We start from the raw sequence: 26,882 nt of genomic DNA, 5'->3' as shown, positions 1-26,882 counted from the left end.
CGACGGCGGTCAGTCCGGCGTGCCGGGGACGGGCCCTCCGTGGGGTCCGGAGAGCTCGAGGAAGCGCCGGGCGAGGTCCGCGCCGCCGTCGGGGTCGCGCGCGATGACGAGGATCGTGTCGTCGCCCGCGATGCACCCGAGCACGTGCGGGAGCACGGAGTGGTCGATCGCCGACGCGAGGTAGTTCGCGGCCCCGGGGGGCGTGCGCAGCACGACGAGGTTCGCGGACGCCTCGGCGGACACGAGCATCTCCGAGCACAGGCGCGCGAGCCGGGCCGCGAGGTACTCGGGCGACTCCGCGGTCTGCACGCTGCGGTCCCCGCCCTCCCCCGGCACGGCGTACACGAGCGCGCCCGAGGCGCCGCGCACCTTCTCGGCGCGCAGCTCGATGAGGTCGCGCGACAGCGTCGCCTGCGTCACCGACAGCCCCTCGCGCTCGAGCTCGCGCGCGAGCTCGGCCTGCGAGTGGATCTCGGTGCGGCGCACGATCTCGGCGATGCGCGCGTGGCGCGCCGTCTTGGTCGTCGCCGTGCGTGCCTCGGTCACGACCGCTCCAGGAGGAACGTGAGCAGCGCCTTCTGCGCGTGCAGGCGGTTCTCCGCCTCGTCCCACACCGCCGAGCGCGGGCCGTCGATCACCTCGGCGGTGATCTCCTTGCCGCGGTAGGCCGGCAGGCAGTGCAGCACGATCACGTCGTCCTTCGCGTGCGCGAGGAGGTCGTCGTTCACCTGGTAGGGCACGAACGGGAGCGCGCGCTGCTCGGCCTCGGCCTCGTCCCCCATCGACACCCACGTGTCGGTCGCGACGACGTCGGCACCCGCGACGGCCTCGACCGGGTCGGACGTGACGAGCACGGAGCCGCCGGTCTCGGCGGCGATCCGCTCGGCGTCGGCCACGAAGACGGGGTGCGGCGGGTAGCCGTCCGGCGTGCCGACCCGCACGTGCAGTCCGGCGGTCGCGCCGCCGAGCAGGTAGGAGTGCGCCATGTTGTTCGCGCCGTCGCCGACGTACGCCAGCGTCTGGCCCGCCAGCGCCCCCGTGCCGCCGCGCAGCTGGGCGACCGTGAGGAGGTCCGCGAGGATCTGGCAGGGGTGGAAGTCGTCGGTCAGGGCGTTGACGACCGGCACGCCGCTGATCGCCGCCATCTCCTCGAGACGGTCCTGGCCGAACGTGCGCCACACGATCGCCGACGCCTGCCGGTCGAGCACGCGCGTGACGTCCGCGACCGACTCGCGCACGCCGACCTGGGCGAGCCGGCCGTCGACGACGACCGGGAAGCCGCCGAGCTCGGCGATGCCCGTCGCGAACGAGAGCTGGGTGCGCAGCGTCGGCTTGTCGAACAGCACGGCCACGCCCTGCGGGCCGGCGAGCGGCTGGCGGAACGTGCGGTCGTCGCGGAACGCGAGGCCGATCTCGAGGACCTGGCGCTGCTCGGCGGGCGTGAGGTCGTCGTCGCGCAGGAAGTGCCGGGGGGCCATCAGGAGCTCCTCGTCGTCGGGTCGGTCGTGGGTTCGGTCGTGGGTGCGGTGCTCGCGGTACCGGCCGCCGCGGCGGCCGGGTCCTCGGGGACGGTGACCGACGCGAAGAACGCGACGACGTCGCGCGCCTGGTCGGGCGTGAGGATCAGGGGCGGCGCGAGGCGGATCGCGTCGGGCGCGACGGCGTTGACGACGAACCCGGCGTCGAGCGCCGCGCGCGCGACGTCGGCCGCCACGGGCCGGGTGAGCTGGACGGCGAGCAGGAGACCGCGTCCGCGCACCCCGGCGACGAGCGGGTTGCCCGCCGCGGAGATCCCGTCGCGCAGGAGCCCGCCGACGGTCCGGACGTTCTCGAGCAGGCCGTCGCGCTCGATGACGCCGAGCGTCGCGAGCGCCGCCGCGGCCGCCACGGGGTTGCCGCCGAACGTCGTGCCGTGCTGGCCGCGGCCGAGCAGCGTCGCGGCGCGCTCGCCGTACGCGACCACCGCGCCCACGGGGAACCCGCCGCCGAGGCCCTTGGCGAGCGTGACGACGTCGGGCACGACGCCGCCCCCCACCTCGGGCTGCTGGTACGCGAACCACGAGCCGGTCCGCCCGACGCCGGTCTGCACCTCGTCGAGCACGAGCAGCGCGCCGTGGCGCGCCGTGAGCTCGCGCGCGGCGACGAGGTAGCCCGGCGAGAGCGAGCGCACGCCCGCCTCGCCCTGCACGGGCTCGACGACGAGCGCGGCGACCTCGCCGCGGGCCGCCACCGCGGCGGGCGAGAACGCCTCCTCGAGCGCGGCGACGTCGTCGAACGCGACGAACTCGACGCCGCCCGGGAGCGGCTCGAACGGCTCGCGGTACGCGGCCTTCGACGTCAGCGCGAGCGCGCCCATGGTCCGCCCGTGGAAGCCGCCCTGGAGCGCGAGGACCCGCGTGCGGCCCGTCCGGCGCGCCATCTTGAACGCCGCCTCGTTGGCCTCCGTGCCCGAGTTCGTGAAGAACACGCGCGACCCCTCGGGCGCCTCCGCGAGCGCGAGCAGGCGCTCCGCGAGCGCGATCTGCGTCGGGGTGCCGAAGAAGTTCGAGACGTGCCCGAGCGTGCCGAGCTGGGCCGAGACGGCGGCCGTGAGCGTCGGGTGGGCGTGGCCGAGCGCGTTGACCGCGATGCCCGCGAGCAGGTCGAGGTACCGCTTCCCGTCGGCGTCCCACACGTACGCGCCCTCGCCGCGCACCAGGACGCGCTGCGGCGGGCCGAACGTGTCCATGACCGCGTGGGTGTAGCGGTCGGTCCACTGCGCGACGGAGCCGTCGGCCGGGGCCGTCACGGTGGTCGTCGGTGCGGGCGCGGGTGCGCCCGTCGGGTGGTCGAGGGCGTTCACGCGGCTCCTCCGGCGGTCGTGACGGGCTCGGGCGCCGGCGCGCCCGCGGGGTCGGGGACGACCATGGTCCCGTTGCCCTGGGTGGTGAAGACCTCGAGCAGCGTCGAGTGCGGCACGCGACCGTCGATCACGGTCGCCGCGGGCACGCCGCCCTCGACCGCGCGCAGGCACGCCTCCATCTTGGGGACCATGCCCGCGGACAGGGACGGCAGGAGCGTCGCGAGCTCGGAGCGCGTGATCTGCGCGACGAGCGAGTCCTTGTCCGGCCAGGACGTGTACAGGCCCTCGACGTCGGTCAGCACGACGAGCTTCTTCGCGCCGAGCGCGACCGCGAGCGCCGCGGCGGCGGTGTCCGCGTTGACGTTGAGCACCTGGGTCGGGTCGTCGAGGTCGGGCGCGATCGTCGAGACGACGGGGATGCGGCCGGCGTCGAGCAGGTCCTGGACCGCGGACGGGTGCACCTCGACGACGTCGCCGACGAGCCCGACGTCGACCAGCTCGCCGTCCACGGTCGCGTGCCGGCGCTGGGCCTGGAGCAGGCCGCCGTCCTCGCCCGAGAGACCGACGGCGTACGGGCCGTGCGCGTTGATCAGGCCGACGAGCTCGCGCGACACCTGGCCCGTGAGCACCATGCGCACGACGTCCATCGCGTCGGGCGTCGTGACGCGCAGGCCGCCGCGGAACTCGGACTCGATGCCGAGCCGGTCGAGCATCGCCGAGATCTGCGGGCCCCCGCCGTGCACGACGACGGGGCGCAGCCCGACCCGGCGCAGGAACACCATGTCCTCGGCGAACGCGGCCTTGAGCGTGTCGTCGACCATGGCGTTGCCGCCGTACTTGACGACGACGAGCGCGCCGGCGAACTCCTCCAGCCACGGCAGGGCCTCGACGAGCACCTCCGCCTTCTGCTCGGGGCGCAGGTCGGTGCGCGTGTCGAACGCGGCGTCGTCCGGGTGGGGCGTCGGGGTCGTGGGGTCGCTCATGAGGAGTACGCGCTGTTCTCGTGGACGTAGTCGTGCGTGAGGTCGTTGGTCCAGACCGTCGCGGTCGCGGAGCCGGCGTGCAGGTCGATCTCGACGCGCACCTCGCGCTCGGCGGCGAGGTCGACGAGCTCGCGCGGCTCGCCCACTCCCCCGGCCCGGCAGACCTGGACGTCGTTGACCGTCACGTCGAGCAGGAGCGCGTCGAACGGCGCGACGTCCTCGGGGACCGTCCCGACGGCCGACACGATGCGCCCCCAGTTCGGGTCGTTGCCGAAGATCGCGGCCTTGAAGAGGTTGGAGCGCGTCACCGCGCGCGCGACCGCGACGGCGGCGTCCTCGCTCGACGCGTTCACCACGGTGACGGCGACGTCGTGGCTCGCGCCCTCGGCGTCGGCCACGAGCTGGCGCGCGAGCGACGCGCTGGCCTCGGTCACGGCGTCCGTGAGCTCGTCGAGCGTCACCTCGACCCCGGACGCGCCCGATGCCAGGAGGATCACGGTGTCGTTCGTCGACATGCAGCCGTCAGAGTCGACGCGGTCGAAGGTCGTGCGGGTCGCGGCGCGCAGCGCGGCGTCGGCCGTCGCGGCGTCGACGACGGCGTCCGTCGTGAGCACGCACAGCATCGTCGCGAGGCCCGGCGCGAGCATGCCCGCACCCTTGGCCATGCCGCCCACGGACCACGTCGCGGCGCCGTCCGTCGCGGTGGCGTCCGCGACCTCGCGGACCACCGCGACCGTCTTCGGCACGGTGTCCGTCGTCATGATCGCGAGCGCGGCGTCCCCGCCCCCGTCGACCGTGGCGGCCTGGTCCGCGAGCGCCGCCGCGGCAGCGTCGACGCCCGCGAGGAGCTTCTCCAGGGGCAGCCGCACGCCGATGAGGCCCGTCGAGCAGACGAGCACGTCGCCGGCGGAGGTCGCGAGCACGTCCCCGACGTGCTCAGCGGTCCGGTGCGTGTCGGCGAAGCCCTCCGGGCCCGTGCACGCGTTCGCGCCGCCCGAGTTGAGCACGACGGCCGTCGCGCGCCCGTCGCTCACTGCCTGGCGCGTCCAGGCGACCGGCGCGGCGAACACGCGGTTCGTCGTGAGGACGGCCGCGGCGACGTCGAGCGGCCCGTCGTTGACGACGAGCGCGACGTCGCGGGCGCCCGTGGACTTGAGCCCGGCGGCGACGCCGGCGGCCCGGAAGCCCTGCGGGGTGGTGACGGTCACGGGGCGACCCCCTCGGTCGTGAGGCCCGTCGTCTGCGGCAGGCCGAGCGCGATGTTCATGGACTGCACCGCGGCGCCCGCGGTGCCCTTGACGAGGTTGTCGATCGCCGTGACGGTGACGACGCGGCCGGCCGCGTGGTCGACCGCGACCTGGACGAGCGCCGTGTTGGCGCCGAGCGTCATCGCCGTCGTCGGCCACTGCCCCACGGGCAGCACGCGGACGAACGGCTCGCCGACGTACGCGTCCTCCCAGGCCCGGCGGACGCGCGCGTCGAGCTCCGCAGGGTCGAGGCGCGCGGCGTCGTCGGACAGGCGCGCCGTGACCGTGGCGAGGATCCCGCGCGACATCGGCACGAGCGTCGGCGTGAACGAGATGCTCACCTCCGGCGCGCCCGCAGCCCGCAGGTTCTGCGCGATCTCCGGGATGTGCCGGTGCGACCCGCCGACGGCGTACGGCTGGGCCGAGCCGAGCGCCTCCGACGCGAGCAGGTGCGGCTTGAGCGACTTGCCCGCGCCCGAGTAGCCGTTGGCGAGCACCGCGACGAGGTCACGGCCCTCGACGAGCCCGGACGCGATGCCCGGCTGGATGCCCAGCGTGACCGCCGAGACGTTGCAGCCCGGCACCGCGATGCGGCGCACCCCGGCGAGCCGCTCGCGCTGCTTCGTCTCGCTCGCGGCCGCGCCCGGCTCGTGCGTGAGCAGGAGCTCCGGCAGCCCGTACGGCCACGTGCCCGCGTGCTCCGAACCGTAGAACGCCGCCCAGTCCGCCGCGGACTCCAGCCGGTGGTCCGCGCCCAGGTCCAGCACGAGCACGTCGTCCGGGAGCTGCGCCGCGATCTCGCCCGACGCGCCGTGCGGCAGCGCGAGGACGACGACGTCGTGCCCCACGAGGTGCTCGACGCTCGTCGGCAGCAGCACGCGGTCGGCGAGGGATCGCAGGTGCGGCTGGTGCTCACCGAGGAGCGACCCCGCGTTGCTGTGCGCCGTGACGGCGCCGATCTCCACCTCCGGGTGCCCGGCGAGCAGGCGGAGCGTCTCCCCGCCCGCGTACCCGGACGCACCCGCGACCGCGACTCTGATCGTCATATGCATCACTATACATACTTATGCAACGGTCGGGTCGGAGGTCCCCCCACGGTACGCGTCGTCGAGCCCGCGGTCGGGTCGGGTCTCCTGCCCGCGTGGTCGGGTCCGCGGTGGGGTCGGACCGTGTGCTTGGACTGGCGCACCGTCACCTCGGTCTTCCGGGCGGGTGTTCGAGGAGTGCGCCTCTGACGTCCTTCGCACACGGTCCGACCCCACCGCTCGTCCTGCCCGTCACCGCACGACCCGCTGCACCGGCCCGGCGGTCCCGTCCGGTCGAGAGGTCATCACGCGTACGGGTCGCACGAGGGCCGAGGCGCCGATGACCTCAGGCCGTCGCCGCGCAGACGGCGCGGACGCTCGCGCCGAGGACGGAGGTGTCGCGGCCGACGGTCCAGCGCGGGGCGCCGTCGGGGCCGCGGTGCTCGAGGTAGGTGACCGCGGTCGCGTCGCGGCCGGTGCCGACGGACTGCTGGGTGAGAGCAAGGATCTCGACGGGCCGGCCGAGGCGGGCGAGCGCGTCGGCCAGGGCGTCGACCGCCCCGGCCCCGGTCCCGGACGTGGTGACCTGCGCGCCGTCGACGGTGAGCACGAGGTCGAGGCGCTCGGTCCCGTCGTCGGCGCGTCGGCTCGTCCAGGAGACGGGCTCGACGTCGCCGGGCCGCGCGTAGGCCGCGTCGAACAGCGCAAGGAGCGCGGCGGGCGTCACCTCGGCGCCGGTGGCGTCGGCGTGCTCCTGGACGCGCCGCGCGAGGTCGACCTGGAGGCCGCGGGGCAGGTCGAGGCCGTGCACGGAGTGCAGCACGTACGCGACGCCGCCCTTGCCGGACTGGCTGTTCACGCGGACGAGCGCCTCGTACGACCGCCCGACGTCGGCGGGGTCGACCGGCAGGTAGGGCACGCGCCACGGCGCCACCGCGGGGTCGAGGCCCGACGCCGCGGCGTCGGCCCGGTGGCGCTCCATGCCCTTGCGGATCGCGTCCTGGTGCGTGCCGGAGTAGGCGGTGTGGACGAGCTCGCCCGCGTACGGGTGGCGCGGGTGCACGTCGATCCGGTTGCACGCGACGACGACGTCCCGGATCCCGTCGAGGTCGGAGAAGTCGACCATCGGGTCGACGCCCTGGGCGTGCAGGTTGAGGCCGAGGGTCACGAGGTCGACGTTCCCCGTGCGCTCGCCGTTGCCGAAGAGGCACCCCTCGACGCGCTGCGCCCCGGCGAGGACGGCGAGCTCGGCGCACGCGACGCCGGTCCCCCGGTCGTTGTGCGGGTGGACGGAGAGGATCACGGCATCGCGACGCGCGAGGTGGCGGTCCATGTACTCGATCTGGTCGGCGTAGACGTTGGGCGTCGCGACCTCGACGGTCGCGGGCAGGTTGAGGATCACGGGGCGTCCGGGCGTCGCGTCCCAGAGCGTCGTCATGCGGTCGCACACGTCGAGCACGTAGTCGGGCTCGGTGAGGTTGAAGACCTCGGGCGAGAACTCGAAGCGGACGCGCGGGTCGTCGCCGGCGTGGCGCAGCACGTCGGTCCCGGCGTCGGTGACGAGGCGCGCGAGGTCCTCGCGGTCACGGCCGAGCACGACGTCGCGCCACACGGGCGCGGTCGCGGCGTACACGTGGACGACGACGGGGTTGCGCAGGCCCCGCACGGCCTCGAACGTGCGCGCGACGAGGTCCGACCGCGCCGCGGTGAACACGACGACCGTGACGTGCTCGGGCGCGAGGTCGGTCTCGGCGAGCAGGCGCACGAAGTCGAAGTCGGTCTGCGACGCCGACGGGTAGCCCACCTCGATCTCGGTGTAGCCCATGGCGACGAGCAGCTCGAAGAAGCGGCGCTTGCGCGCGGGGTCCATCGGTTCCGCGAGCGCCTGGTTGCCGTCGCGCAGGTCGACGGGGACCCACAGCGGCGCCTGGGTGAGCCGGCGCGACGGCCACCGGCGGTCGGGCAGGTCCGGTACCTCGACCCGCGCATGGATGTCGGCGTAGCGGGACGAGGGCATGCGCGAGGGGCGCTGGCGGTTCCAGGCGGGCCCGCCCTCGCCCCCGTCGGTCGGGAGGCTGGTCGAGGCGTCGGTCCAGGGATCGGTCGAGACGTCGGGGGTGCGCGCGGCGGCTGTGGGAGCGGTCATGGTCTGTCCTTCGGGTCACGCCGCGCGAAGGCGGGGCGGTGGGCGACCGGCGCGCGACGGTTCCCCACGGCGGGGAGCCGGTGCGGTCAGACCCCGCCGTGGCGCCGAAGGAGGAGCGCCGTCCAGGACATGCCGGGTACGCTAGCGCCCGACAAGTCCTCAGACAACCTGAGAGGTTTCCATGACCGCGCTGCACCGGCGCCCCCTCGCGGACCAGGCGGCCGAGCTCCTGCTCGACCGCGTGCGCTCCGGCGTCTGGCCTCTCGACCACCGGCTGCCCGGCGAGCAGGCGCTCGCGACCGAGCTCGGCGTCGGGCGCTCCACCGTCCGCGAGGCGATCCGCCAGCTCGCGGGCCGTGGCGTGCTCGACAGCCGGCAGGGGTCGGGCGTGTACGTCGTGTCGACCGACACCGCGGACGACTGGGACGAGGTGCTGCGCCGCGGAGAGATCGTCGACGTGCTGGAGGTGCGCGCCGCGCTCGAGGCCGAGGCCGCAGGCCTCGCCGCCGCGCGCCGGACCCCCGCGGACCTCCGCGCGATGACGACCGCGCTCTCACGTCGCGGGCAGGTCCCCGCGACGTCGTCGGCCGCCGAGTACGTGGACGCAGACCTCGTCTTCCACCGGGCGGTCGTCGACGCCGCGCACAACGCCGTGCTCGGCGAGCTGTTCGCGACCTTCGTCCCACGCCTGCGTCGCGCGATGGTCGCGATGGTCGACCTCGATCGCGCGGGCGAGACGCACCGGCACGACCAGGACGCGCACGAGGCGATCCTCGACGCGGTGCGCGAGCGCGACGCCGTCCGCGCGTCTGCGGCGGCGCGCGAGCACCTGGCGGCCGTCCACGCGAAGGTCGCCGGGCGCGGCCCCGGCGCGACCGGCGGCGAGCGGTGAGCGCCGAGGTCCTGTCCCTGCGCGGCGTCGACCTGGTGCGGGAGGGACGGGCGATCCTCGACGGCGTCGACCTCGTCGTCCGGGCAGGCGAGCACTGGGCGCTGCTCGGACCGAACGGCGCGGGCAAGAGCACGATCCTCGGGCTCTGCGGGGCGCGCCGCCACCCGACCCGGGGCACGGTCCACGTGCTCGGCGAGCGCCTGGGCCGCGTGGACATCCAGACGTTGCACCGCCGCATCGGCCATGTCGACCCGCGCCACGACCTGCGCTCGCCGCTGACCGTGCTCGAGGTGACCCTGACCGGCCTCACGGGGACCGTCGACTGGCGCCCGCGCTGGCAGCCGACCACGGACGAGGTCGCCCTCGCCCGTGGCCTCGTCGCCGACCTCGGTCTCGCGCACCGCGCGCACGACCCCTGGCCGACGCTCTCCCAGGGCGAGCGCGGGCGGGCGCTCGTGGCGCGCGCCCTCCTGCCCGACCCCGCGCTCCTGCTCGCGCACGGCCGCGTGGTCGCCGCGGGAGCCGCGGCGGACGTGCTCGTCACGGATGACGTCACGCGCTGCTTCGACCACCCGGTGCACGTCGAGCGCCGGTTCGGGCGCTGGCACGCGACGGCCGGGCACGCGCGTCCGCCGCGCCTCGTCGGGGACGACGCGGCCGCCGTCGGGGCGGCGTCCGGCGCCGGTGCTGCCCAGGCGGCGGCCACGGCACCCGCACGACCCTAGGCTGGGGCCATGCACGCGATCGTGGCCCGCGCGGCGGGCGGCCCCGAGGTCCTCGACCACACCGAGCTCCCCGACCCGTCACCGGGTCCCGGGCAGCTCCTCGTCCGGTCCGCCGTGGCGGGCGTGAACTTCATCGACACGTACAAGCGCTCCGGCGTGTACGCGATGGAGTACCCGCACGTCGTCGGCAGCGAGGGCGCGGGTGTGGTCGCCGAGCTGGGCGAGGGCGTCGACGGGTTCGCCGTCGGCGACCGCGTCGTGTGGACCGAGGCGCCGGGATCGTATGCCAGCCTCGTCGTCGTGGACGCCGCCCAGGCGCTCCACGTGCCCGACGCCGTCACGCTCGAGGACGCGACCGCCGTCGCGCTCCAGGGCCTCACCGCGCACTACCTGTGCACGTCGTCCTACCCGGTCCACCCGGGCGACCGCGTCCTCGTGCACGCGGGCGCGGGCGGCGTCGGGCTGCTCCTGACCCAGATGCTCGTGGCGCGGGGCGCGCACGTGATCTCGACCGTGTCGACCCCCGAGAAAGCGGAGCTGTCCCGCGGCGCGGGCGCCGAGCACGCGATCCAGTACACGGCGTTCGCGGACCTCACCGCCGAGCTGCCCGAGGTCGTGCGCGGGCTCACGGGCGGCGAGGGCGTCGCGGCGGTGTACGACTCGGTGGGCAAGGACACGTTCGACGCCTCGCTCGCGTCGTTGCGCCGCCGAGGCACGCTCGTGCTCTACGGCGGCTCCTCAGGTCAGGTCCCGCCGTTCGACCCGCAGCGCCTCAACGCGGGCGGGTCGCTCTTCCTCACGCGCCCCAAGCTCGCCGACCACACGGCGACGCGCGCCGAGCTCGTCGAGCGCGCGACCGAGGTGCTCGGCGCGGTCGCGGGCGGCACGCTGCACGTGCGCGTCGGCGCCACGTTCCCGCTCGCCGGCGCCGCCGACGCGCACCGAGCGCTAGAGGGCCGCGCGACCACGGGCAAGGTTCTCCTCGTCCCCGACGACGCGGCGGGCACCCCGCCCGGCACGGTCGCGGGCGCGGCGTGAGCTGGGACTGGGTTCCCGCGCGGCCGGGCGAGGAGGACGGGTCCGACGGCGGGCCGTCCCCCGCCCTGCGCCGCGCCGTGACCGTCCTCGCCGTCCTGCTCGCCGCGGCGCTCGCCGTGTACTGGGTGACGGTCGGGCTGCGCCAGCAGGCGGACGCGTGCGTCGCCGACCGCCCCGACGGCGTCGCGATCCGTGACGTCGACGCGCGGTGGCGCTGGGTCCCGCCGGGCTACGAGTGCGTCTACGCGACGGCCGAGGAGGACGTGGCCCGCGCCTGACCGACGTGACCGCAGCTCGCGCCCGGCCCGTGGGTCAGCGCGGCACGACCGGCGACGAGGCGTGCAGGTGGTCGACCGGCCCCCGGCCCGTCCCGACGCGCAGCGCCGCCCCGCCGCGCAGCGCGCCGGTGAGCCACTCCTTGGCCTCGCGCGCCGCGTCCTCCCAGCTCTGGCGCTGGGGGCGCAGGGCAGCGAGCGCGGCGGAGAGCGAGCACCCGGTGCCGTGCGTGTGGGGAGTGTCCACGCGCTCCGCGTCGAACGTCGTGACGGTCGGCGCCCTGTCCGGGGACGGACCGACCGGCACGACGAGGGCGTCCGGCGACGTCGCTCCGGTGAGGTGGCCGCCCTTGAGCAGCACGACGGCGCCGCTCGCCGCCGCGTAGGACGCGGCCTGGGCCAGCGCGTCGTCCCACGTCGTCGCGACGTCGCGTCCCGCGAGGACGGCGAGCTCGGGGAGGTTGGGCGTCACGACGTCGGCCCGTGCTGCGAGGTCGCGCACGGCCTGCTCCGCGCCCGGGTCGAGCAGGCGGTGCCCCGACGTGGCGACCATGACGGGGTCGAGCACGACCCAGGGCGGCGGGAGCCCGCCGTCGGACCGGGCCGCGGCGAGCGCGTCGAGCCACGCCCCGATCTCGCGCGCGTTCGCCTCGTCGGCGACCATGCCGATCTTCACGGCGTCGATCTCGACGTCGTCGGACACCGCGTCGAGCTGCTCGCGCAGGAACGCGGGGCCCGGGACGTGCACGGACCGCACGCCGTGCGTGTTCTGCGCGACGAGCGCCGTCGTGACGGCCATGCCGTAGGCGCCGTGCGCGTCGAAGGACTTGAGGTCCGCCTGGATGCCCGCACCCCCGGTCGGGTCGGTCCCGGCGATCGAGAGGACCCGCGGCCGCGAGGGCCGGGCGCCGGTGCCGACGACCGGAGCGGGCGTGCGGCCGGCCGCGAGCCGGAGGGCGCTCTCGCGCCGGGGTGCGGGGTCGTGCTGGGGCAGGGCGAGCGTCATCGCCGGACATCCCTTCGCTGGTACGAGCCAGAGCAGGTTCGACGGGTCTCATCTCAGCCCCTCGTCGGGGCACCCCGTGTCGCTCGTCATGCTACGTCCTGCGTGCCGGACACCCGCGCTCGGTCTCGCGCCGCGCCGGCCTGCGCGCGCGACCCGTCCCGGAGGACGCCTCAGGCCTGGTGGATCGCCTCGCCCGCGATCTCGAGGCCGATCTTCTTGCCCACGAGGAACCCACCGGTCTCGAGGAGCACGTTCCAGACGAGGCCGAAGCTCTCGCGGTCGATCTCGGCGGCGGCGTGGAAGCCGAAGATGTCCCGGCCGTACGGGTCGCGGCGCGCGCCCCCGTACTGCATCGACAGCACCGTCCGGTGGGTGACGCCGCGGACGGTGAGCAGTCCGTTGACGAGGAACCGCCCCGCCTGTGCGGCCCGGGGCTGAACGCGCTCCTGCGCGAGCTCGGCGCGCTCGGGCGAGCGGTTCCGCAGCCGCGCCCACGCGAGGATCTGGTCCTGCTGCTCACCCTGCCAGTCGATCGAGGTGCTGCGGAACTCGATCGTCGGGTAGGCGTCGACGTCGAGGAAGTCGGGGCTGCGCAGGTGCGCGTCGCGCTCCTCGTGGTGGGTCGTGAGGCTCGCCGTCTCGATGCTCGCCGACACGGCCGACGCGATCGGGTCCTCGCCCACCAGGATCGTCGCGCTCGCCCGGGTGAACTCTCCCCGGACGGGCGACACCATCATGTGCATCCCGGTGAACCCGATGCGCTTGTGCGCCTCGTCGAGGGCGTAGGTGCCGGCCTCGGGAACGGTGAGGCCGTTCCACTGCCGGACAGGGCGTGCCGTCGTCATCCGTCGCTCCCAGGCGTCGTCGAGCCGCGACGTCGGTGTCCGCCCGGTACTGGTCAGGTGTCCAGGACAGCATCCCCGATGAGTGGATGAAGTTTCAACTAGGTAACGGGTGATCTCCCCCTCGCTTCTTCTGGCCGCGACCCTCGGAGGACCACCCCGAACGCACGAGCGCCGCCCGACCGGACAGGTCGGGCGGCGCTACGGTCCTGCGACGCGGCAGGTGGCGGCAGGGCGGTCGCCGCGACGTCAGCGAGCCGGGAGCTCTCCCGGCATGGGGTCGTCCGCGCCCCAGCGCGTCACGCGCAACCGGCGCGCGTCGGGGCCCGGCAGCGAGTCCCCGCGGCCCGCGGCCTCGTCCGCCGCGGCACGCAGCGACTCCGGCGTGTCGTGGGTCACGCGGACGAACGCGCCCGAGAACGCGTCGAGCTCGCCCCGGGCGATCGCGACGACCATCTCGACCGTGCGCTCGACCGGGGTCCACTCGGTGCGGCCCTCGTGCATGGCCATCGACGCGGTCATGTCGGTCTGCACCACGCCCGGGGAGACCTCGAACGTGCGCAGCCCGCGCGCATGGCCGGACCGGTGGAGGTTCGCTCCCAGCCGCAGGAGCGCCGTCTTGCTCGCGTTGTACGCGCTCGCGCCGTCCATGTCGTGCGAGCCCGCGCCGCTGTTGAGGTCGACGACGCGGCCCCCGCCGCGCGCGAGCATCCCCGGCACCACGGCGCGCGCGAGGAGGAACGGGCCGCGCACGTTGGTCTCGACGATCGCCCACCACTCGTCGGGGTCGGCTTCCCAGAGCGGCACCTCGGCGTCGACCCGACCCGCGTTGTTGACGAGGAGGTCGACGCCCCCGAGCGCGGACTCCGCCGCGGCGACGGCGGCCGCGACGGCCTCGGCGTCGGTGACGTCCGCCGCCACGACGACCGCACGCCCGGCACCGCTCCCGAGCGTCGCGATCTCCCCGGCCACGCCCGCGAGCCGGTCGGCGTCGCGCGCGAGGAGCGCGACGTCGAGGCCGGCCGCGGCGAGACCGACGGCGATCGCGCGGCCGATGCCGCGCGACGCGCCGGTGACGAGCGCCGTCCGCGCGGGAGCGACGGCCACCGTGCTCTCCGCGCTCACGCCCGCAGCTCCGCGCCGACGCGCTCGCGCGCCACGGTCACGGCACCCTCGCGGACGCGCGCGACGTCGTCGGCGGTGAGCGTGCGGTCCGCGGCGCGCAGCCGCAGCGAGAACGCGAGCGACTTGCGCCCGGCGCCGACCTGCTCGCCGGTGAAGACGTCGAAGAGCGCGACCTCCTCGACCAGGTCGCCGGCACCGTCGACGATCGCGTCGCGCAGCGCCTGCGCGGTCACGTCGGCGTCCACCACGAACGCGAGGTCCTCCTTGGCCGCGGGGAAGCCCGAGACGGGCGTCGCCTGCACCGGCGCGTCGGACGAGCCCGCCACGAGCGCGGTGAGGTCGACCTCGAACGCGACCGCGCGCGCGGGCAGCCCCAGGTTCTCGACGACCTTGGGGTGCAGCTCGCCCGCGTGCCCGACGACGGTCCCGTCCGCGAGCTCGAGGCGCGCGCAGCGTCCCGGGTGGAACGGCGCGCGGGCCGTGTCGGCCACGACGCGCACGTCCGTGCCGACCCGCAGCCCGACGCGCTCGGCGACGAGGCGGGCCGCGCCGAGCGCGTCCGTCCAGTCGGCCGGGCGACCCGGACCCCACCAGCCGGCACGCTCACGGCGCCCGACGAGGACGCCGGCCACGTGGCGCGGCTGCGACGGCAGCGCGGCGTCGATCGCCGCGAGCTCGTCGTCGCTCGGCCGGACCCCGCCCGGCAGCGCGGGCGCGGCGGGCGCGTCGGGCCGCGGGTGCGTGACGAGGCCGATCTCGAAGAGCGCGACGTCGCCCAGCCCCCGACCGACGTTGCGGCGCGTGGTCTCCAGCAGCGTGCTCAGCAGGTCCGCGCGCATCAGCGGGCGGTCGTCGGCGAGCGGGTTGAGCAGGCGCAGCGCACGGCGGCGCGCGTCGTCCGCGGGCAGGCGCAGCGCGTCGAGCTCCGCGGTGCCGACGAACGGGTAGCTCAGCGTCTCGACGAAGCCGTCCTCGGCGAGCGCGCGCGCGACCGACCGACGCACGCGCTGCTCGCGCGTGAGACCCCGGCCCCCGGGAGCGGCGGGCAGGAGGGAGGGGATCTCGTCGTAGCCGACGAGGCGCGCGACCTCCTCCACGAGCTCGGCCGGCTCCGTGAGGTCGGGGCGCCAGGACGGCGGGGTGACCACGAGCACGCCCGTGGCGTCCGCGTCGTCCGCGTCGACCGTGCAGCCGATCGCCCCGAGCGTCCCGACGACCTGCTCGAGCGTGTACGGCACGCCGACGAGGCGCTCGGCCTCGCCGACGGGCAGGCGGATCGGGGTGGGCGTGGTCACGCGGTCGAGGTCGCTGACGGCCGGGTCCGCGGTCCCGCCGCCCAGCTCGACGAGCAGGTCGACGACGCGCTGCGCCGCGACCGCGGGCAGCAGCGGGTCTACCCCGCGCTCGAACCGCTTCGCGGCCTCGCTCGACAGCTTGTGGCGGCGCGACGTGCGCGCGACCGTCACGGGGTCGAAGTGGGCGGCCTCGACGAGCACCGCCGTCGTCTCGGGCCCGACCTCCGACGAGGCGCCGCCCATGACGCCCGCGAGCCCGAGCACGCGCGCGCCGCGCGCGCCGTCGGGGCTGTCGGTGATGAGCAGGTCCTCCGGGTCGAGCGCGCGGTCCACGTCGTCGAGCGTCGTGAGCCGCTCGCCCGGGGCGGCGCGCCGCACTACGACGGGGGCCGCGACCTTCTCGAGGTCGTACGCGTGCAGCGGCTGCCCGAGGTCGAGCATGACGTAGTTCGTCACGTCGACCGCGAGCGAGATCGGCCGCATGCCCGACGCCGTGAGGCGGCGCTGCATCCACGCGGGCGTCTGCGCGGCGGGGTCGATCCCGCGCACGACGCGCGTGACGAAGCGGTCGCACCCGACGACGCCGTGGACCGGCGTCGCGTCGTCGACCTCGACGGGGAAGCCGTCGGGCGTCGCGGCCGGGGGCGGCGCGGGCAGCGAGCCGGGCAGACCGGGGTCGGTGAAGCGCGCACCCGTCGAGTGCGAGTACTCGCGCGCGACGCCGCGGTAGGAGAACGCGTACCCGCGGTCGGGCGTCACGTTGATCTCGAGCACCTCGTCGCCGAGCCCGAGCAGCGCGACCGCGTCCTGCCCCGGGGTCAGGTCCTCGGCCGCGTACCCGAGCCGCGGCAGCACGATGATGCCGTCGTGGTCCTCGCCGAGCCCGAGCTCGCGCTGCGAGCAGATCATGCCGTCGGACACGTGCCCGTACGTCTTGCGGCTCGCGATGGCGAACGGTCCCGGCAGGACGGAGCCCGGCAGCGCGACGACCACGAGGTCGCCCGGGGCGAAGTTGTGCGCGCCGCACACGATGCCGCGCGCACCGCCCGCCGGCAGGTCGGCGGCGTCCACGCCCTTGATCTCGGCGACGTTGTGCTCCGGACCGACGTCGACCAGGCACCAGTTGATCGTCTTGCCGTTCTTCTGCGGCTCGGGCGTCATCTCCAGGACGCGCCCGACGACGAGGGGACCCGTCACGGCCGCGCCGTGGATCGCCTCCTCCTCCAGGCCGACGCGGACGAGGTCGGCGGCGAGCCGCTCGGCGGTGAGCCCCGCCGGCAGCTCGACGTGGTCGCCCAGCCAGTCGATGGCGACGTAGGGCATCAGATCTCCGTTCCGAACTGGGCGGAGAAGCGCGCGTCGCCCTCCACCATGTCGTGCATGTCCGCGATCCCGTGACGCAGCATGAGCGTGCGCTCGATGCCCATGCCGAACGCGAAGCCCGAGTACACGTCGGGGTCGACGCCGACAGCCCGCAGCACGTTCGGGTTGACCATGCCGCAGCCGCCCCACTCGATCCAGCCGGGCCCGCCCTTCTTCTGCGGGAACCACAGGTCCATCTCGGCGCTCGGCTCGGTGAACGGGAAGTAGCTCGGGCGCAGGCGCGTGCGCGCCTCGGGGCCGAACATGGCGCGCGCGAACGCGTCGAGCGTCCCCAGCAGGTTCGCCATGGTGAGGCCCTCGTCGATCGCCAGGCCCTCGACCTGGTGGAAGACGGGCGTGTGGGTCGCGTCGAGCGCGTCGGTGCGGAACGTCTTGCCCGGGCACGCGACGTACAGCGGCACGCCGCGCTCGAGCAGCGAGCGCGCCTGCACGGGTGACGTGTGGGTGCGCAGCACGAGGTTCGACGGCGCCGCAGCACCCTCGGAGCCGCCGGTACCGGCCACGTAGAACGTGTCCTGCATCTGCCGCGCCGGGTGGTCGACGCCGAAGTTCAGCGCGTCGAAGTTGAACCACTCCGCCTCGACCTCGGGGCCCTCCGCGATCTCCCAGCCGAGGCCGACGAAGAAGTCGGCCACGCGCTCCTGGAGCGTCTCCAACGGGTGCCGCGCACCCGACGGCACGCGGTCGACCGGGAGCGTGACGTCCACCGCCTCCTCGACGAGCACGCGCTCGTCGCGCTCGGCCTCGAGCTCGGCCTGGCGCGCGGCGAGCGCCTGGTTCACGCGGCCGCGGAGCGGGCCGAGGAGCTGGCCGGCGGTCTTCTTGTCGGCGGGCGCGAGCGAGCCGATCTGGCGGTTCGCGAGCGCGAGGGCGCTGCGGTCCCCCGTGTGCTCGGTACGCACGAGCTTGAGCGCGTCGAGGTCGCCGGCCCCGGCGATCGCGGCGAGGGCGGCGTCGAGCGCGCGCTGGAGCGCGTCGGCGTCGAGCGGGGAGGGAGCGGTCGGGGTGTCCGGGCCGCCGTCCCCCGTGACGGGGGTGACGACGTCGGCGTCAGGGCTGGACATGCGTGCCTTCCTGGCGAGGGCGGGACTGCGGGAGCGGGCGACGACCAGGGCAGGAACCTCAAGGGTGGCCTGGACGGCTGCCGCCTCGCGGGGCGCGGCGCACGGGGCGCGCACGGGCGCGCGCTCGTGCGCGCGTCGCGGTCATTCTAGGGCGCCCGTCCCGGCCCGGTCCGTCCCGCCTCGGGCGGGAGGTGTGCACGCGTCAGTCGCGCGGGCCCGTGACGGGCCCGGGAAATCGACGACCATCGTGCATGCTCATGGCCGCCATCCTCGCACAGCCGTCGTGCGGGTGCCGGGCGCTGCCCGTCCGGTGGTCGGCTCTCGCCGTCCTCCCCACGCCGCGGTCGTCAGCCGCGCGCGGCCGCCCCCGCCAGCGGGAAGGTCTCGACCGTGCAGTACACCCGCCGGCCCGACGCGTCGCCGGACGTCGACTCGAGCAGCAGGAGCTCGTGCGCGGTCCAGTCGGGGCCCGCGTAGACGGACAGCGCCGCGGCCGGACCGGCGAGCGGGTCGCCGGTGGTGAGGTCGTCCGCGCCGCCTCCCCCGGAGCGTCGCGCGTGCGCACGACGTCGAGCCTGCCGGGCCCCGGCGGCGGCGCGCGCCACGGTCAGGTGGGCGCGCTGCCGCGGTCGTCGGTCGACGCGCACGCCGACCTCGCCGGCGGCCCCGGCCACGGCCACGCTGAGACCGGGGAGCGCGTCGGCGTCCGGGCCCCCGACGCCGACCCACAGCACGCGCCGGTCGAAGACGCCCGCGCCCCGCAGGCGCAACGACAGCGACGGGGTCTCGCGCGCGACCGGGGCGAGCGCAGCAGCGAGGTCGGGCACCGACCCGTCCGGGACCGACCCGAAGAACGAGACGGTCACGTGCCAGAGCTCGGGCGGGGTCCAGCGCACCAGCGGGGCGCCGTCGGGCCGACGCGCCTCCTGGGCCTGCGCACCCGAGAGCGCGAGCGCGAGGTGGTCGAGCGCGGGGGCGTTCGGTCGGAGCGCGGCGAACAGGCTCACGCGCCGGCCCCTCCGCCCGCTGCCGGACGCCGGACTGGCCGGTGCGCCCGGCTGGAGGCGTAGAGGCACACCGTCGCGGCGGTCGCGAGGTTGAGCGACTCGGCGAGCCCACGGATCGGGACGCGCACGACCGCGTCGGCGAGCGCCCGGTCCTGCTCGGGCAGGCCCCAGGCCTCGTTCCCGAAGACCCACGCGGTGGGGGCCGCGAGGTCGACCGCGCGCCGCCCGTCCGCGGTGCTCCCCGCGCCCGCGGGACCGGCCACGTCGAGCAGGTCGTCCAGGTCCAGGTCGCCCGCACCGTCGGCGGCGAGCACGGTGAGCCCGGCGTCGCGCAGCGCGGCCACCGCGTCCGCGAGGCTCACCCCCGTGACGACGGGCAGGTGGAACAACGAGCCCGCGGTGGAGCGGACGACCTTGGGGTTGTGCACGTCCACGCTCTCGCCCGCGAGCACGACCGCGTCCGCGCCGGCCGCGTCGGCGGCCCGGATCACGGTCCCGGCGTTCCCCGGGTCGCGCACCGTCGCCAGCACCGCGACGAGGGCGGGCCGCTCACGGCCGGGGCCGGCGAGCGTGGCCACGACATCCCCGAGCGTCGGCTCGTGCGCGCGGACGACGGCGAGGACGCCCTGCGCGTCGGCGCTCATCGCGGTCAGCACCTCGGCCGTCACGACGTGGACGTGCAGCCCGGCCGCCCGGGCGCCGTCGACGATCTCGGAGTGGCGCTGGCCCGCCGCCGGCGTCACGTAGACGTCGCGGACCCGGTCGGGCGCGAGCCGCACGGCCTCGCGCACGCCCTGCGGCCCCTCGACGAGGAGCTGTCCGTGCCGGGAACGCGCCGGACGCCCGGCCAGCGCACGGACCGCCTTGACCCGGTCGCTGCGAGGGTTCGTCAGCGTGGGGTCGAGCGGGCCGTGCGCCGTCCGGGCGTCCGTGGCGCGAGGGGCGCTGGTCAGGCTGCGGCCTTCGGCGCGTTGACGTCCTCGGGGAGCGCGTCCTTGGCGACCTGGACGAGCGCGTTGAACGCGGCCACGTCGTTGACCGCGAGCTCGGCGAGCAGGCGACGGTCGACCTCGACACCCGCGGCCTTGAGGCCCTGGATGAGGCGGTTGTACGTCAGGCCCTGCGCGCGGGACGCCGCGTTGATGCGCTGGATCCACAGCTTGCGGAAGTCGCCCTTGCGCGCCTTGCGGTCGCGGTACGAGTAGACGAGGGAGTGGGTGACCTGCTCCTTCGCCTTGCGGTAGAGGCGCGAGCGCTGGCCGCGGTAGCCGCTGGCGCGCTCGAGGGTCGTACGGCGCTTCTTCTGGGCGTTGACCGCCCGCTTCACGCGTGCCACGTGATGCTCCTTGCAGTTCGGGGCTCAGGGGTGAGCCGGTCGGTGGCGGGTTCCGCCACCTGCCGGGTCACTTGCCGAGCAGCTTCTTGATGGTCTTGACGTCGGCGGGCGAGACCACCTGGTCCTGGGCGAGGCGGCGCTTGCGCTTGGTGGCCTTGTGCTCGAGCAGGTGTCGAGCGTTGGCCTGCTCGCGCATGACCTTGCCGGTACCCGTGATGCGGAAGCGCTTCTTGGCACCCGAGTGCGTCTTGTTCTTCGGCATGACTGCCGTCTCTCCTTGTGTCCGGTCAGCCGCCTCGCGGCGGCCGACGTGTTCGGGTCCTGGCCGGTGGGCCCGGACCCCGAGCAGGGTCGGTCTGTGCTGCCGGCCGTCAGCCGGCCTTGCCTCGCGGTGCCGGCTTGGGCGCCGGGCGCGGAGCGCTCGGCTTGGGCGCGGCAGGCTTGGGGGCCGCCGGCTTGGCGCTGGACGCCGGCGCGGACGGAGCCGCCGGTGCCGGACGGGGGGTGGCCGGGCGCGGCGCGGCGGGCTTCGAGTCCGCCGCCGGTCGGGTGGCGGGACGCGGTGCCGTGGCCGGACGCGGCGCGGGCGCCGAGCGCGGGGCGGCAGCCTTGGGCGCGGGTGCGGCCTTCGGCGCGGGTGCCGCCTTCGGCGCCGGAGCAGCCTTCGGCGCGGGCGCCTCCTCGACCGGAGCCTCGACGGGTGCCTCCTCGACCGGCACCTCGACCGGCACGGCCGCCTCGGCGGAGGCCGGGGTGGACTCCACGGCCGGAGCCTCGGTGGCCTCGACGATCTCGGGCGCGTCGACGTCCTCGCCCTCCGGGCCGTCGACCGTGCGTGCCGCGGCGCGCTGGGCGGACTTCGTCAGCCGGGGCTCGGCCTCCTGCGCCCGCTTGCGCTGCTCGCTCTTGGCGTCGGCCTTCTTCTTCACCGGGCCGAGCACCATGGTCATGTTGCGGCCGTCCTGCTTCGGCATCGACTCCACGAAGCCGAGCTCCGCGACGTCGTCCGCGAGGCGCTGGAGCAGACGCACACCCATCTCGGGGCGGGACTGCTCGCGCCCGCGGAACATGATCATGACCTTGACCTTGTCGCCGGCGGCGAGGAAGCGCTCGACGTGGCCCTTCTTGGTGCCGTAGTCGTGCGGGTCGATCTTCAGGCGGAAGCGGATCTCCTTGAGGACCGTGTTCGCCTGGTTGCGCCGCGCCTCACGCGCCTTCATGTCGGACTCGTACTTGAACTTGCCGAAGTCCATGAGCTTGGCGACGGGGGGCCGGGCGTCCGGGGCGACCTCGACGAGGTCGAGGTCCGCGTCCTGGGCAAGGCTCAGGGCAACCTCGGTGCGGACGACGCCGACCTGCTCCCCGCCGGGACCGATGAGTCGGACCTCGGGGACGCGGATCCGATCGTTGATGCGAGGCTCGCTGATGTGATGCTCCTAGGAAGTCGTCGGTAGACCACCCGGGACGAAGAAGGCCTCCGTCCCTGAGCGCAGGGCGGAGGCCATCAGGTCGGGCCGTCGCACCGGGCGACGACCACGTCGGGACGTCCCCGAAGGGTGCGTCCCGGACCAGGACCCGGCCTCTGTCGCGACGTTCGTCGGCGGTCGAGACCCGGGTGGGATGAGATCCACTTGCGCACTCGTACCCCTCCCGCCGCCCGGAAACCGGACGAGGAGACGCGCACGAGTCGGTCAGCCATCAAGGATAGCAGAGGCGGGGCGGGGCCTCGCACGCGGCCGGGAGCCGAACTCCGGATCGCCTCCATCATTGGAACTCTTCCAGTCTACGTGGTTAGAGTGGTGCCATGACGACAGGAGCGGCGCCCGGCGTGGGGACGAGCCTCGACGACGGGCCACGACGCGCCCGCCACGAGGGCGAGCTGCGCGAGCACGGCCTGCGCGTCACCGCGGCCCGGCTCGCCGTGCTCGACGCGGTCGAGCTCCAGCAGCACGCCGACGCCGACGACGTCCTGCGGGCGGCGCGCGCGTCGCTCGGCTCCGTCTCGGTCCAGGCGGTCTACGACGTCCTGCACACGCTCACCGGCAAGGGGCTGGTCCGCAGGATCGAGCCCGCGGGCCACCCGGCGCGCTACGAGCGCCGCCTCGGCGACAACCACCACCACGTGGTCTGCCGGGGCTGCGGCGCCGTCGCCGACGTGGACTGCACGGTCGGCCACGCGCCCTGCCTGACCCCCTCCAGCACGTCGGGGTTCCAGATCGACACCGCCGAGGTGACGTTCTGGGGCCTCTGCCCCGACTGCGCGGACTGACCACCCCTACCCCGCTCCCCGTGCCCCACGCACCTGGAGAGCGCCCGTTTTCTCACGAAGATCCCGGTATGTGAACACCCAACGGGTCGCGATCGCGGCCCACGGAAGGAGACCCATGACCGCCCCCTTCACCACCACGAACGCCGGCGCACCCGTCGCCTCGGACGCGCACGCCCAGACCGTCGGCGCCGACGGCCCGATCGTCCTGCACGACCACTATCTCGTCGAGAAGCTCGCCCAGTTCAACCGGGAGCGCGTCCCCGAGCGCGTCGTGCACGCCAAGGGCGGCGGGGCCTTCGGGACGTTCACCGTGACGAACGACGTCAGCGCCTTCACGCGCGCCGCGCTCTTCCAGCCCGGCACGACCACCGAGATGCTCGCGCGCTTCTCCTCCGTCGCCGGCGAGCAGGGCTCCCCCGACACGTGGCGCGACCCGCGCGGCTTCGCGCTGAAGTTCTACACGACCGAGGGCAACTACGACCTCGTCGGCAACAACACGCCCGTGTTCTTCCTGCGCGACGGCATCAAGTTCCCCGACTTCATCCGCTCGCAGAAGCGCCTGCCCGGCTCGAACCTGCGCGACAACGACATGCAGTGGGACTTCTGGAGCCTGTCCCCCGAGTCGGCGCACCAGGTCACCTGGCTCATGGGCGACCGCGGCCTGCCGTCGAGCTGGCGCCACATGGACGGGTTCGGCTCGCACACGTACCAGTGGATCAACGCGGCCGGCGAGCGCTTCTGGGTCAAGTACCACTTCAAGACCCAGCAGGGCATCGACAACCTCTCCGCCGACGAGGCGTCGCAGCTCGCCGGGTCGGACTCCGACCACCACATCCGCGACCTGTACGAGCACGTCGCGGCGGGCGACTTCCCGCGCTGGACGCTCTCCGTCCAGGTCATGCCGTACGAGGACGCGAAGGCCTACCGGTTCAACCCGTTCGACCTGACCAAGGTCTGGCCGCACGCCGACTACCCGCTGGTCGAGGTGGGCGTGATGGAGCTCAACCGCAACCCCGAGAACTACTTCGCCGAGATCGAGCAGGCCACGTTCGCGCCGAGCAACTTCGTGCCGGGCATCGCGACGAGCCCCGACAAGATGCTGCTCGCGCGCATCTTCTCCTACGCCGACGCGCACCGGTACCGCGTGGGCACCAACCACGCGCAGCTCCCGGTGAACGCTCCGCACGCGGCGAGCGAGGGCGGCCACTCGTACGCCAAGGACGGCGCCATGCGCTACTCGTTCTCCTCGGCGACCACGCCGGTCTACGCGCCCAACAGCCAGGGCGGCGCCCACGCCGACCCGGCCCGCGCCGCGGAGTCGGCCGGCTGGGAGGCCGACGGCGAGCTGACGCGCACCGCCGCGACGCTGCACCCGGAGGACGACGACTTCGGCCAGGCCGGCACCCTCTACCGCGAGGTCTTCGACGACGCCGCGCGGGACCGCTTCCTCGCGACGATCACCGGGCACGTCGGCGCCGTGCGCAGCGACGAGATCCGCGAGCGGGCGATCGCGTACTGGACGAACGTCGACGCGAGCCTCGGCGGCGCGCTGCGCGAGGCGCTCGCCGCCACAGGCGCCCCGGTCGAGGGCGGCCAGCCCGGCACCGCGGCGGAGCCCGTGCGCGTCTGAGTCTCGGGTCCGGGGCGGTCACGGGCCGCCACCCCGCCTCGCCGGCCGTCGTCCCCTACGGGGGCGGCGGCCGGCGTCGTCGCGGCACGTCCATCACGGGGGGCGTGCTCCCCCGCCGCCGGATGGAAAGATGGTCGCCATGAGTACCGAGAACGCCGCCGTGCCCGACCCCGCCGCCGACGCCGTGCGCGACATCGCCGACGTCGCCGCCGTGGAGGTCATCACGTCCGCGGCCGTCCACCTCATGAGCGCCGCGGCCGTCAAGTGCGGTCTGGCGGAGGACGCGCAGGAGCAGGGCCACCTGGACCTCGACGAGGCGCGCAAGCTCATCAACGCTCTCGCCGCGCTCGTGACGGCCAGCGCTCCCGACATCGGCAACCAGCACGCCCGGTCGCTCCGCGACGGGCTGCGCTCGCTCCAGCTCGCGTTCCGCGAGGCGTCGGTCTACCCCGACGCCCCGGGCGAGGGGCCGGGCGAGAAGTACACGGGCGCCGTGAGTTGAGCACTCCCCCGGTGCCGCCGCCGCACGGCGCGTCCTCCGAGCCGCCGCCGGGTCCGCCGCCGTCGCCGACCCGGCCGGAGAGCGTCCCGCGGGGGACGACGCCGCCCACGGTCCCGGGCGCACCCTCGTCGGCTGGTGGACCGCCGTCGTTCGCCCCGGCCTCCGCGGCGCCCCGTGGGCCGGCCTCGAACGCGGCCTCGAGCGCGGCGCCCGGCGCCTTCGGGGCGGGCGCGGTCCCCGGGGCCACCGTCCCCCGGAGCGGGGGCGCTCCGGGCACCGGTGCACCCGGACCGGACGAGGTACCGTCCGCCGTCGGGAGCACGGCGGCGCCGCCGCGCCGCCGCCGCGGCGCCGTGGTGGCGATCGTGGTGCTGTCCGTCCTCCTCGCGGCCGCCCTGGGGGTCGGTGCCTACCTGTGGGTCACCACGACGCGCTGGCAGGAGTCCAGCGCGGACTGGGAGGGCGAGGCCCGGGGCCTGGGCGAGGACGTCGCCCGGCTCCAGACCGAGCTCGACGGCGCGAACGCGGAGCTCGAGTCCGCGCGCACCCAGCTCACCGCCGCGCAGGACCGCATCAGCGACCTCGCCAACGAGAAGGCGCAGCTCGGCGACGAGAACGAGGCGTCCCAGCAGTACCTCGACTACCAGAGCCGGGTCTCCGAGGCGGCGGGCAAGGTCGCGGCCGCGCTCGGCCAGTGCACGACGGCGCAGACACAGCTCATCGGCTACCTCAACAACCGTGACGCGTACGACCCCGCCGACCTGGAGCGGTTCGCCGACCAGGTCGACCTGCTGTGCCAGGAGGCCACGGACGCGAACGCCCAGCTCCAGCAGGAGCTCGCCGGATGACGCGGCGCCGAACCGGGCCGACCGCCGAGGGCATGGCTCGGCGCACCGTGGGGCGCGTCGTCGCGCCGCTCGTCTCCGTGGCCCTGCTCGCCGGCCCGCTCGCGGCGTGCGGCGTCCTGCCGGAGCTCCCCGAGCCCGTACCGGACTCGGTCGTCCCGTCCCTCGTCGCGCCCGACGACCCGGCGGGGTCCGAGAACCTCTCGCCCGACGGCTTCGACGCCGTCCGACGCATGGCCGTGCGCATCCGCAACGTGCGCTGCGACGGGCTGTCGACCGGCTCGGGGTTCGCCGTGGACTCGCGCACGCTCATCACCAACAAGCACGTGGTCGACTCGTCGCGCTCGTTGCAGCTCCTCACCTACGACGGCCGCGACATCGCGGCCCAGACCGCGAGCGTGGCCGGCCTCGCGGACCTCGCGATCGTCCGGACGTCGGAGGACCTCCCGTCGGCACCGACCCTCGCGGCGGCCGACCCGGCGCCGGGCGACCCGGTGACGGTCGTGGGCTACCCCGAGGGCGGCCGGCTCACGGTGACGCAGGGCTCCGTCATCGGGACGACGACGGACCCGCTGCACGAGAACCTCGGCGAGGTGCTCGTCACCGACGCCCCGGTCGAGCCGGGGAGCTCCGGGTCCGCCGCGCTCAACGACGCCGGCGAGGTGATCGGCGTCGTCTACGCCAAGACGTCGACCGACAAGTCGCTGCTCGTCCCGGTGAGCACGCTCCAGACGATGCTCGGCGACGAGTCGGCGTTCACCGCCCTCCCGGAGTGCGACGCCTGACCGGTCCTGCTGCGGCAGGTCGCGGGTCCCCGACGCGATCCGCCGAGGCGCCCCCGCGCGCACCCTTGACCCCGGGTCTACCCTTCCTGCCATGAGCACACACGCGAGCTCGGACACGCCCCCCGTCGACCCGGCGCACATCACCCACGCAGCACGCGACACGCTCACCGTGCGTCGCGTCTTCGGAGAGTCCTACGAGCGAGACGGCACGCTCGTCATCCCCGTCGCGACCGTCTGGGGCGGCACCGGCTCGGGCTGGGGTTCCGGTGCGGGAGAGCTCTCCGGCAAGGGGGCCGCCGACTGGCGCCGCCGCGTCGGGGCGGCCGCGGCCCCCGCTCCGGAGGCAGAGCCGGCGTCGACGGCACCCGACGCAGGCGGTTCGTCCGACCCCGGGTCGGGCAACGCCGGCGGCGAGGCGGGCGGCGAGGGCTCGGGCGGCGGTGGCGGCTTCGGGGTCCGCGTCGTCGCCAAGGGCGTCTACGTCGTCGACGACGAGGGCGTGCGCTGGCAGCCCGCGCTCGACCTCAACCGCGTGATCCTCGGCGGGCAGGCCCTCGGCGCGGTCGTCGCGTTCTCGGCCGCGCTCGCGTGGGGTCTGAGCCGCCTGCGCCGCCGCTGAG

27 protein-coding genes and 1 riboswitch are annotated in these 26,882 nt (G+C 75.2%); of the genes, 10 read left to right on the top strand and 17 right to left on the bottom strand.

All coding sequences use genetic code 11. The annotated features are described in order from the left end of the window. Window positions 1-9: 9 nt before the first annotated feature. The 7 genes from ACN9MS_RS09135 to ACN9MS_RS09105 all read right to left on the bottom strand — a co-directional run bounded on the left by ACN9MS_RS09135 (window position 10) and on the right by ACN9MS_RS09105 (window position 8,243). Window positions 10-546 carry an arginine repressor gene (locus ACN9MS_RS09135; RefSeq protein ID WP_043655538.1) on the bottom strand — a complete coding sequence of 179 codons (537 nt, stop codon included), beginning with the start codon at window positions 544-546 and terminating at the stop codon, window positions 10-12. Beyond that, the gene (argF, locus tag ACN9MS_RS09130) at window positions 543-1,478 is read right to left on the bottom strand and encodes an ornithine carbamoyltransferase (protein WP_426311616.1); all 936 of its coding nucleotides are present in this window, start codon (window positions 1,476-1,478) and stop codon (window positions 543-545) included. The genes ACN9MS_RS09135 and argF overlap by 4 nt, the downstream gene beginning before the upstream one ends. After that, window positions 1,478-2,788: an acetylornithine transaminase gene (locus ACN9MS_RS09125; RefSeq protein ID WP_426311870.1), complete on the bottom strand. Its 1,311-nt coding sequence runs from the start codon at window positions 2,786-2,788 to the stop codon at window positions 1,478-1,480. Before ACN9MS_RS09125 ends, argF begins: the two co-directional genes overlap by 1 nt. Before the next feature lie 50 nt (window positions 2,789-2,838). After that, entirely contained in the window at window positions 2,839-3,825 is a 987-nt protein-coding gene (argB, locus tag ACN9MS_RS09120; protein WP_426311615.1) for an acetylglutamate kinase, read from the bottom strand. After that, window positions 3,822-5,033, bottom strand: a complete 1,212-nt coding sequence (gene argJ, locus ACN9MS_RS09115) for a bifunctional glutamate N-acetyltransferase/amino-acid acetyltransferase ArgJ (protein ID WP_426311614.1) — start codon at window positions 5,031-5,033, stop codon at window positions 3,822-3,824. Before argJ ends, argB begins: the two co-directional genes overlap by 4 nt. Then, window positions 5,030-6,124, bottom strand: coding sequence for an N-acetyl-gamma-glutamyl-phosphate reductase (gene argC, locus ACN9MS_RS09110; RefSeq protein WP_426311613.1), 1,095 nt, complete (start codon window positions 6,122-6,124; stop codon window positions 5,030-5,032). Before argC ends, argJ begins: the two co-directional genes overlap by 4 nt. A gap of 319 nt (window positions 6,125-6,443) precedes the next feature. Continuing rightward, the gene (locus tag ACN9MS_RS09105; protein WP_426311612.1) at window positions 6,444-8,243 is read right to left on the bottom strand and encodes a 2-isopropylmalate synthase; all 1,800 of its coding nucleotides are present in this window, start codon (window positions 8,241-8,243) and stop codon (window positions 6,444-6,446) included. A 181-nt stretch (window positions 8,244-8,424) separates the two neighbouring features. Between ACN9MS_RS09105 and ACN9MS_RS09100 the strand changes: the two genes are divergently transcribed. Genes ACN9MS_RS09100 through ACN9MS_RS09085 form a run of 4 tightly spaced genes read left to right on the top strand, consistent with a single transcriptional unit; the run spans window position 8,425 to window position 11,176 of the window. Continuing rightward, window positions 8,425-9,135 carry a FadR/GntR family transcriptional regulator gene (locus ACN9MS_RS09100; RefSeq protein ID WP_426311611.1) on the top strand — a complete coding sequence of 237 codons (711 nt, stop codon included), beginning with the start codon at window positions 8,425-8,427 and terminating at the stop codon, window positions 9,133-9,135. Next, entirely contained in the window at window positions 9,132-9,860 is a 729-nt protein-coding gene (locus ACN9MS_RS09095) for an ATP-binding cassette domain-containing protein (protein ID WP_426311610.1), read from the top strand. Before ACN9MS_RS09100 ends, ACN9MS_RS09095 begins: the two co-directional genes overlap by 4 nt. 9 nt (window positions 9,861-9,869) lie before the next feature. Continuing rightward, entirely contained in the window at window positions 9,870-10,898 is a 1,029-nt protein-coding gene (locus tag ACN9MS_RS09090) for a quinone oxidoreductase family protein (RefSeq protein WP_426311609.1), read from the top strand. Beyond that, a complete protein-coding gene (locus ACN9MS_RS09085) occupies window positions 10,895-11,176 on the top strand; it encodes a hypothetical protein (protein ID WP_426311608.1) in 282 nt (93 codons plus the stop codon). Before ACN9MS_RS09090 ends, ACN9MS_RS09085 begins: the two co-directional genes overlap by 4 nt. 34 nt (window positions 11,177-11,210) lie before the next feature. Here the strand turns inward: ACN9MS_RS09085 and thiD are convergent, their stop codons facing one another. From thiD to infC, 10 genes are all read right to left on the bottom strand, one after another. Further along, on the bottom strand, window positions 11,211-12,179 hold the full coding sequence (gene thiD / locus ACN9MS_RS09080; protein WP_426311607.1) for a bifunctional hydroxymethylpyrimidine kinase/phosphomethylpyrimidine kinase: 969 nt from the start codon (window positions 12,177-12,179) through the stop codon (window positions 11,211-11,213). Continuing rightward, a riboswitch (TPP riboswitch) is annotated at window positions 12,172-12,266 on the bottom strand. It overlaps the preceding gene by 8 nt. 83 nt (window positions 12,267-12,349) lie before the next feature. Continuing rightward, entirely contained in the window at window positions 12,350-13,024 is a 675-nt protein-coding gene (locus ACN9MS_RS09075; RefSeq protein ID WP_426311606.1) for a YceI family protein, read from the bottom strand. Window positions 13,025-13,270: 246 nt separating this feature from the next. Next, window positions 13,271-14,146, bottom strand: a complete 876-nt coding sequence (locus tag ACN9MS_RS09070; RefSeq protein WP_426311605.1) for an SDR family oxidoreductase — start codon at window positions 14,144-14,146, stop codon at window positions 13,271-13,273. Continuing rightward, entirely contained in the window at window positions 14,143-16,764 is a 2,622-nt protein-coding gene (gene pheT / locus ACN9MS_RS09065) for a phenylalanine--tRNA ligase subunit beta (RefSeq protein ID WP_426311604.1), read from the bottom strand. The genes ACN9MS_RS09070 and pheT overlap by 4 nt, the downstream gene beginning before the upstream one ends. Next, window positions 16,764-17,888, bottom strand: coding sequence for a phenylalanine--tRNA ligase subunit alpha (pheS, locus tag ACN9MS_RS09060; RefSeq protein WP_426311603.1), 1,125 nt, complete (start codon window positions 17,886-17,888; stop codon window positions 16,764-16,766). Before pheS ends, pheT begins: the two co-directional genes overlap by 1 nt. 347 nt (window positions 17,889-18,235) lie before the next feature. After that, window positions 18,236-18,895, bottom strand: a complete 660-nt coding sequence (thpR, locus tag ACN9MS_RS09055) for an RNA 2',3'-cyclic phosphodiesterase (RefSeq protein ID WP_426311602.1) — start codon at window positions 18,893-18,895, stop codon at window positions 18,236-18,238. Then, window positions 18,892-19,788: a TrmH family RNA methyltransferase gene (locus tag ACN9MS_RS09050; RefSeq protein ID WP_426311869.1), complete on the bottom strand. Its 897-nt coding sequence runs from the start codon at window positions 19,786-19,788 to the stop codon at window positions 18,892-18,894. The genes thpR and ACN9MS_RS09050 overlap by 4 nt, the downstream gene beginning before the upstream one ends. 56 nt (window positions 19,789-19,844) lie before the next feature. After that, window positions 19,845-20,231, bottom strand: coding sequence for a 50S ribosomal protein L20 (rplT, locus tag ACN9MS_RS09045; protein WP_024840664.1), 387 nt, complete (start codon window positions 20,229-20,231; stop codon window positions 19,845-19,847). A 67-nt stretch (window positions 20,232-20,298) separates the two neighbouring features. Beyond that, on the bottom strand, window positions 20,299-20,493 hold the full coding sequence (gene rpmI, locus ACN9MS_RS09040; RefSeq protein ID WP_047233980.1) for a 50S ribosomal protein L35: 195 nt from the start codon (window positions 20,491-20,493) through the stop codon (window positions 20,299-20,301). A 109-nt stretch (window positions 20,494-20,602) separates the two neighbouring features. Then, window positions 20,603-21,607 (bottom strand): translation initiation factor IF-3, encoded by a 1,005-nt coding sequence (infC, locus tag ACN9MS_RS09035; protein ID WP_426311868.1) that lies wholly within the window; start codon window positions 21,605-21,607, stop codon window positions 20,603-20,605. Between the two features lie 428 nt (window positions 21,608-22,035). On the opposite strand from infC, the gene ACN9MS_RS09030 reads away from it, so the two are divergent. The 6 genes from ACN9MS_RS09030 (at window position 22,036) to ACN9MS_RS09005 (ending at window position 26,881) form a co-directional block, all read left to right on the top strand. Continuing rightward, window positions 22,036-22,500, top strand: a complete 465-nt coding sequence (locus ACN9MS_RS09030; protein ID WP_426311601.1) for a Fur family transcriptional regulator — start codon at window positions 22,036-22,038, stop codon at window positions 22,498-22,500. A gap of 115 nt (window positions 22,501-22,615) precedes the next feature. Further along, window positions 22,616-24,130 carry a catalase gene (locus ACN9MS_RS09025; RefSeq protein WP_426311600.1) on the top strand — a complete coding sequence of 505 codons (1,515 nt, stop codon included), beginning with the start codon at window positions 22,616-22,618 and terminating at the stop codon, window positions 24,128-24,130. A 130-nt stretch (window positions 24,131-24,260) separates the two neighbouring features. Then, window positions 24,261-24,632: a DUF1844 domain-containing protein gene (locus ACN9MS_RS09020; RefSeq protein WP_371861946.1), complete on the top strand. Its 372-nt coding sequence runs from the start codon at window positions 24,261-24,263 to the stop codon at window positions 24,630-24,632. A gap of 365 nt (window positions 24,633-24,997) precedes the next feature. After that, on the top strand, window positions 24,998-25,480 hold the full coding sequence (locus ACN9MS_RS09015) for a hypothetical protein (RefSeq protein WP_426311599.1): 483 nt from the start codon (window positions 24,998-25,000) through the stop codon (window positions 25,478-25,480). Further along, a complete protein-coding gene (locus ACN9MS_RS09010) occupies window positions 25,477-26,262 on the top strand; it encodes a S1C family serine protease (protein WP_426311598.1) in 786 nt (261 codons plus the stop codon). Before ACN9MS_RS09015 ends, ACN9MS_RS09010 begins: the two co-directional genes overlap by 4 nt. A gap of 91 nt (window positions 26,263-26,353) precedes the next feature. After that, the gene (locus tag ACN9MS_RS09005) at window positions 26,354-26,881 is read left to right on the top strand and encodes a hypothetical protein (RefSeq protein WP_426311597.1); all 528 of its coding nucleotides are present in this window, start codon (window positions 26,354-26,356) and stop codon (window positions 26,879-26,881) included. The last annotated feature ends 1 nt before the right edge of the window (window position 26,882 follow it).

The sequence above is a fragment of the Cellulosimicrobium sp. E-16 genome (assembly GCF_049913115.1).
GTDB lineage: Bacteria > Actinomycetota > Actinomycetes > Actinomycetales > Cellulomonadaceae > Cellulosimicrobium.
Note: the sequence above shows the minus strand (reverse complement) of the source record. Positions and strands in the feature narration are given on the sequence as shown.

Coding starts and splice junctions, on each gene's coding strand:
- ACN9MS_RS09075 (WP_426311606.1), bottom strand. CDS start 13,024: ATGACGACGGCACGCCCTGTCCGGCAGTGGAACGGCCTCACCGTTCCC.
- pheT (WP_426311604.1), bottom strand. CDS start 16,764: ATGCCCTACGTCGCCATCGACTGGCTGGGCGACCACGTCGAGCTGCCG.
- pheS (WP_426311603.1), bottom strand. CDS start 17,888: ATGTCCAGCCCTGACGCCGACGTCGTCACCCCCGTCACGGGGGACGGC.
- ACN9MS_RS09090 (WP_426311609.1), top strand. CDS start 9,870: ATGCACGCGATCGTGGCCCGCGCGGCGGGCGGCCCCGAGGTCCTCGAC.
- ACN9MS_RS09030 (WP_426311601.1), top strand. CDS start 22,036: ATGACGACAGGAGCGGCGCCCGGCGTGGGGACGAGCCTCGACGACGGG.
- ACN9MS_RS09025 (WP_426311600.1), top strand. CDS start 22,616: ATGACCGCCCCCTTCACCACCACGAACGCCGGCGCACCCGTCGCCTCG.
- ACN9MS_RS09010 (WP_426311598.1), top strand. CDS start 25,477: ATGACGCGGCGCCGAACCGGGCCGACCGCCGAGGGCATGGCTCGGCGC.
- argC (WP_426311613.1), bottom strand. CDS start 6,124: ATGCATATGACGATCAGAGTCGCGGTCGCGGGTGCGTCCGGGTACGCG.
- ACN9MS_RS09005 (WP_426311597.1), top strand. CDS start 26,354: ATGAGCACACACGCGAGCTCGGACACGCCCCCCGTCGACCCGGCGCAC.
- ACN9MS_RS09100 (WP_426311611.1), top strand. CDS start 8,425: ATGACCGCGCTGCACCGGCGCCCCCTCGCGGACCAGGCGGCCGAGCTC.
- argF (WP_426311616.1), bottom strand. CDS start 1,478: ATGGCCCCCCGGCACTTCCTGCGCGACGACGACCTCACGCCCGCCGAG.
- rpmI (WP_047233980.1), bottom strand. CDS start 20,493: ATGCCGAAGAACAAGACGCACTCGGGTGCCAAGAAGCGCTTCCGCATC.
- ACN9MS_RS09105 (WP_426311612.1), bottom strand. CDS start 8,243: ATGACCGCTCCCACAGCCGCCGCGCGCACCCCCGACGTCTCGACCGAT.
- argB (WP_426311615.1), bottom strand. CDS start 3,825: ATGAGCGACCCCACGACCCCGACGCCCCACCCGGACGACGCCGCGTTC.
- thiD (WP_426311607.1), bottom strand. CDS start 12,179: ATGACGCTCGCCCTGCCCCAGCACGACCCCGCACCCCGGCGCGAGAGC.
- ACN9MS_RS09020 (WP_371861946.1), top strand. CDS start 24,261: ATGGTCGCCATGAGTACCGAGAACGCCGCCGTGCCCGACCCCGCCGCC.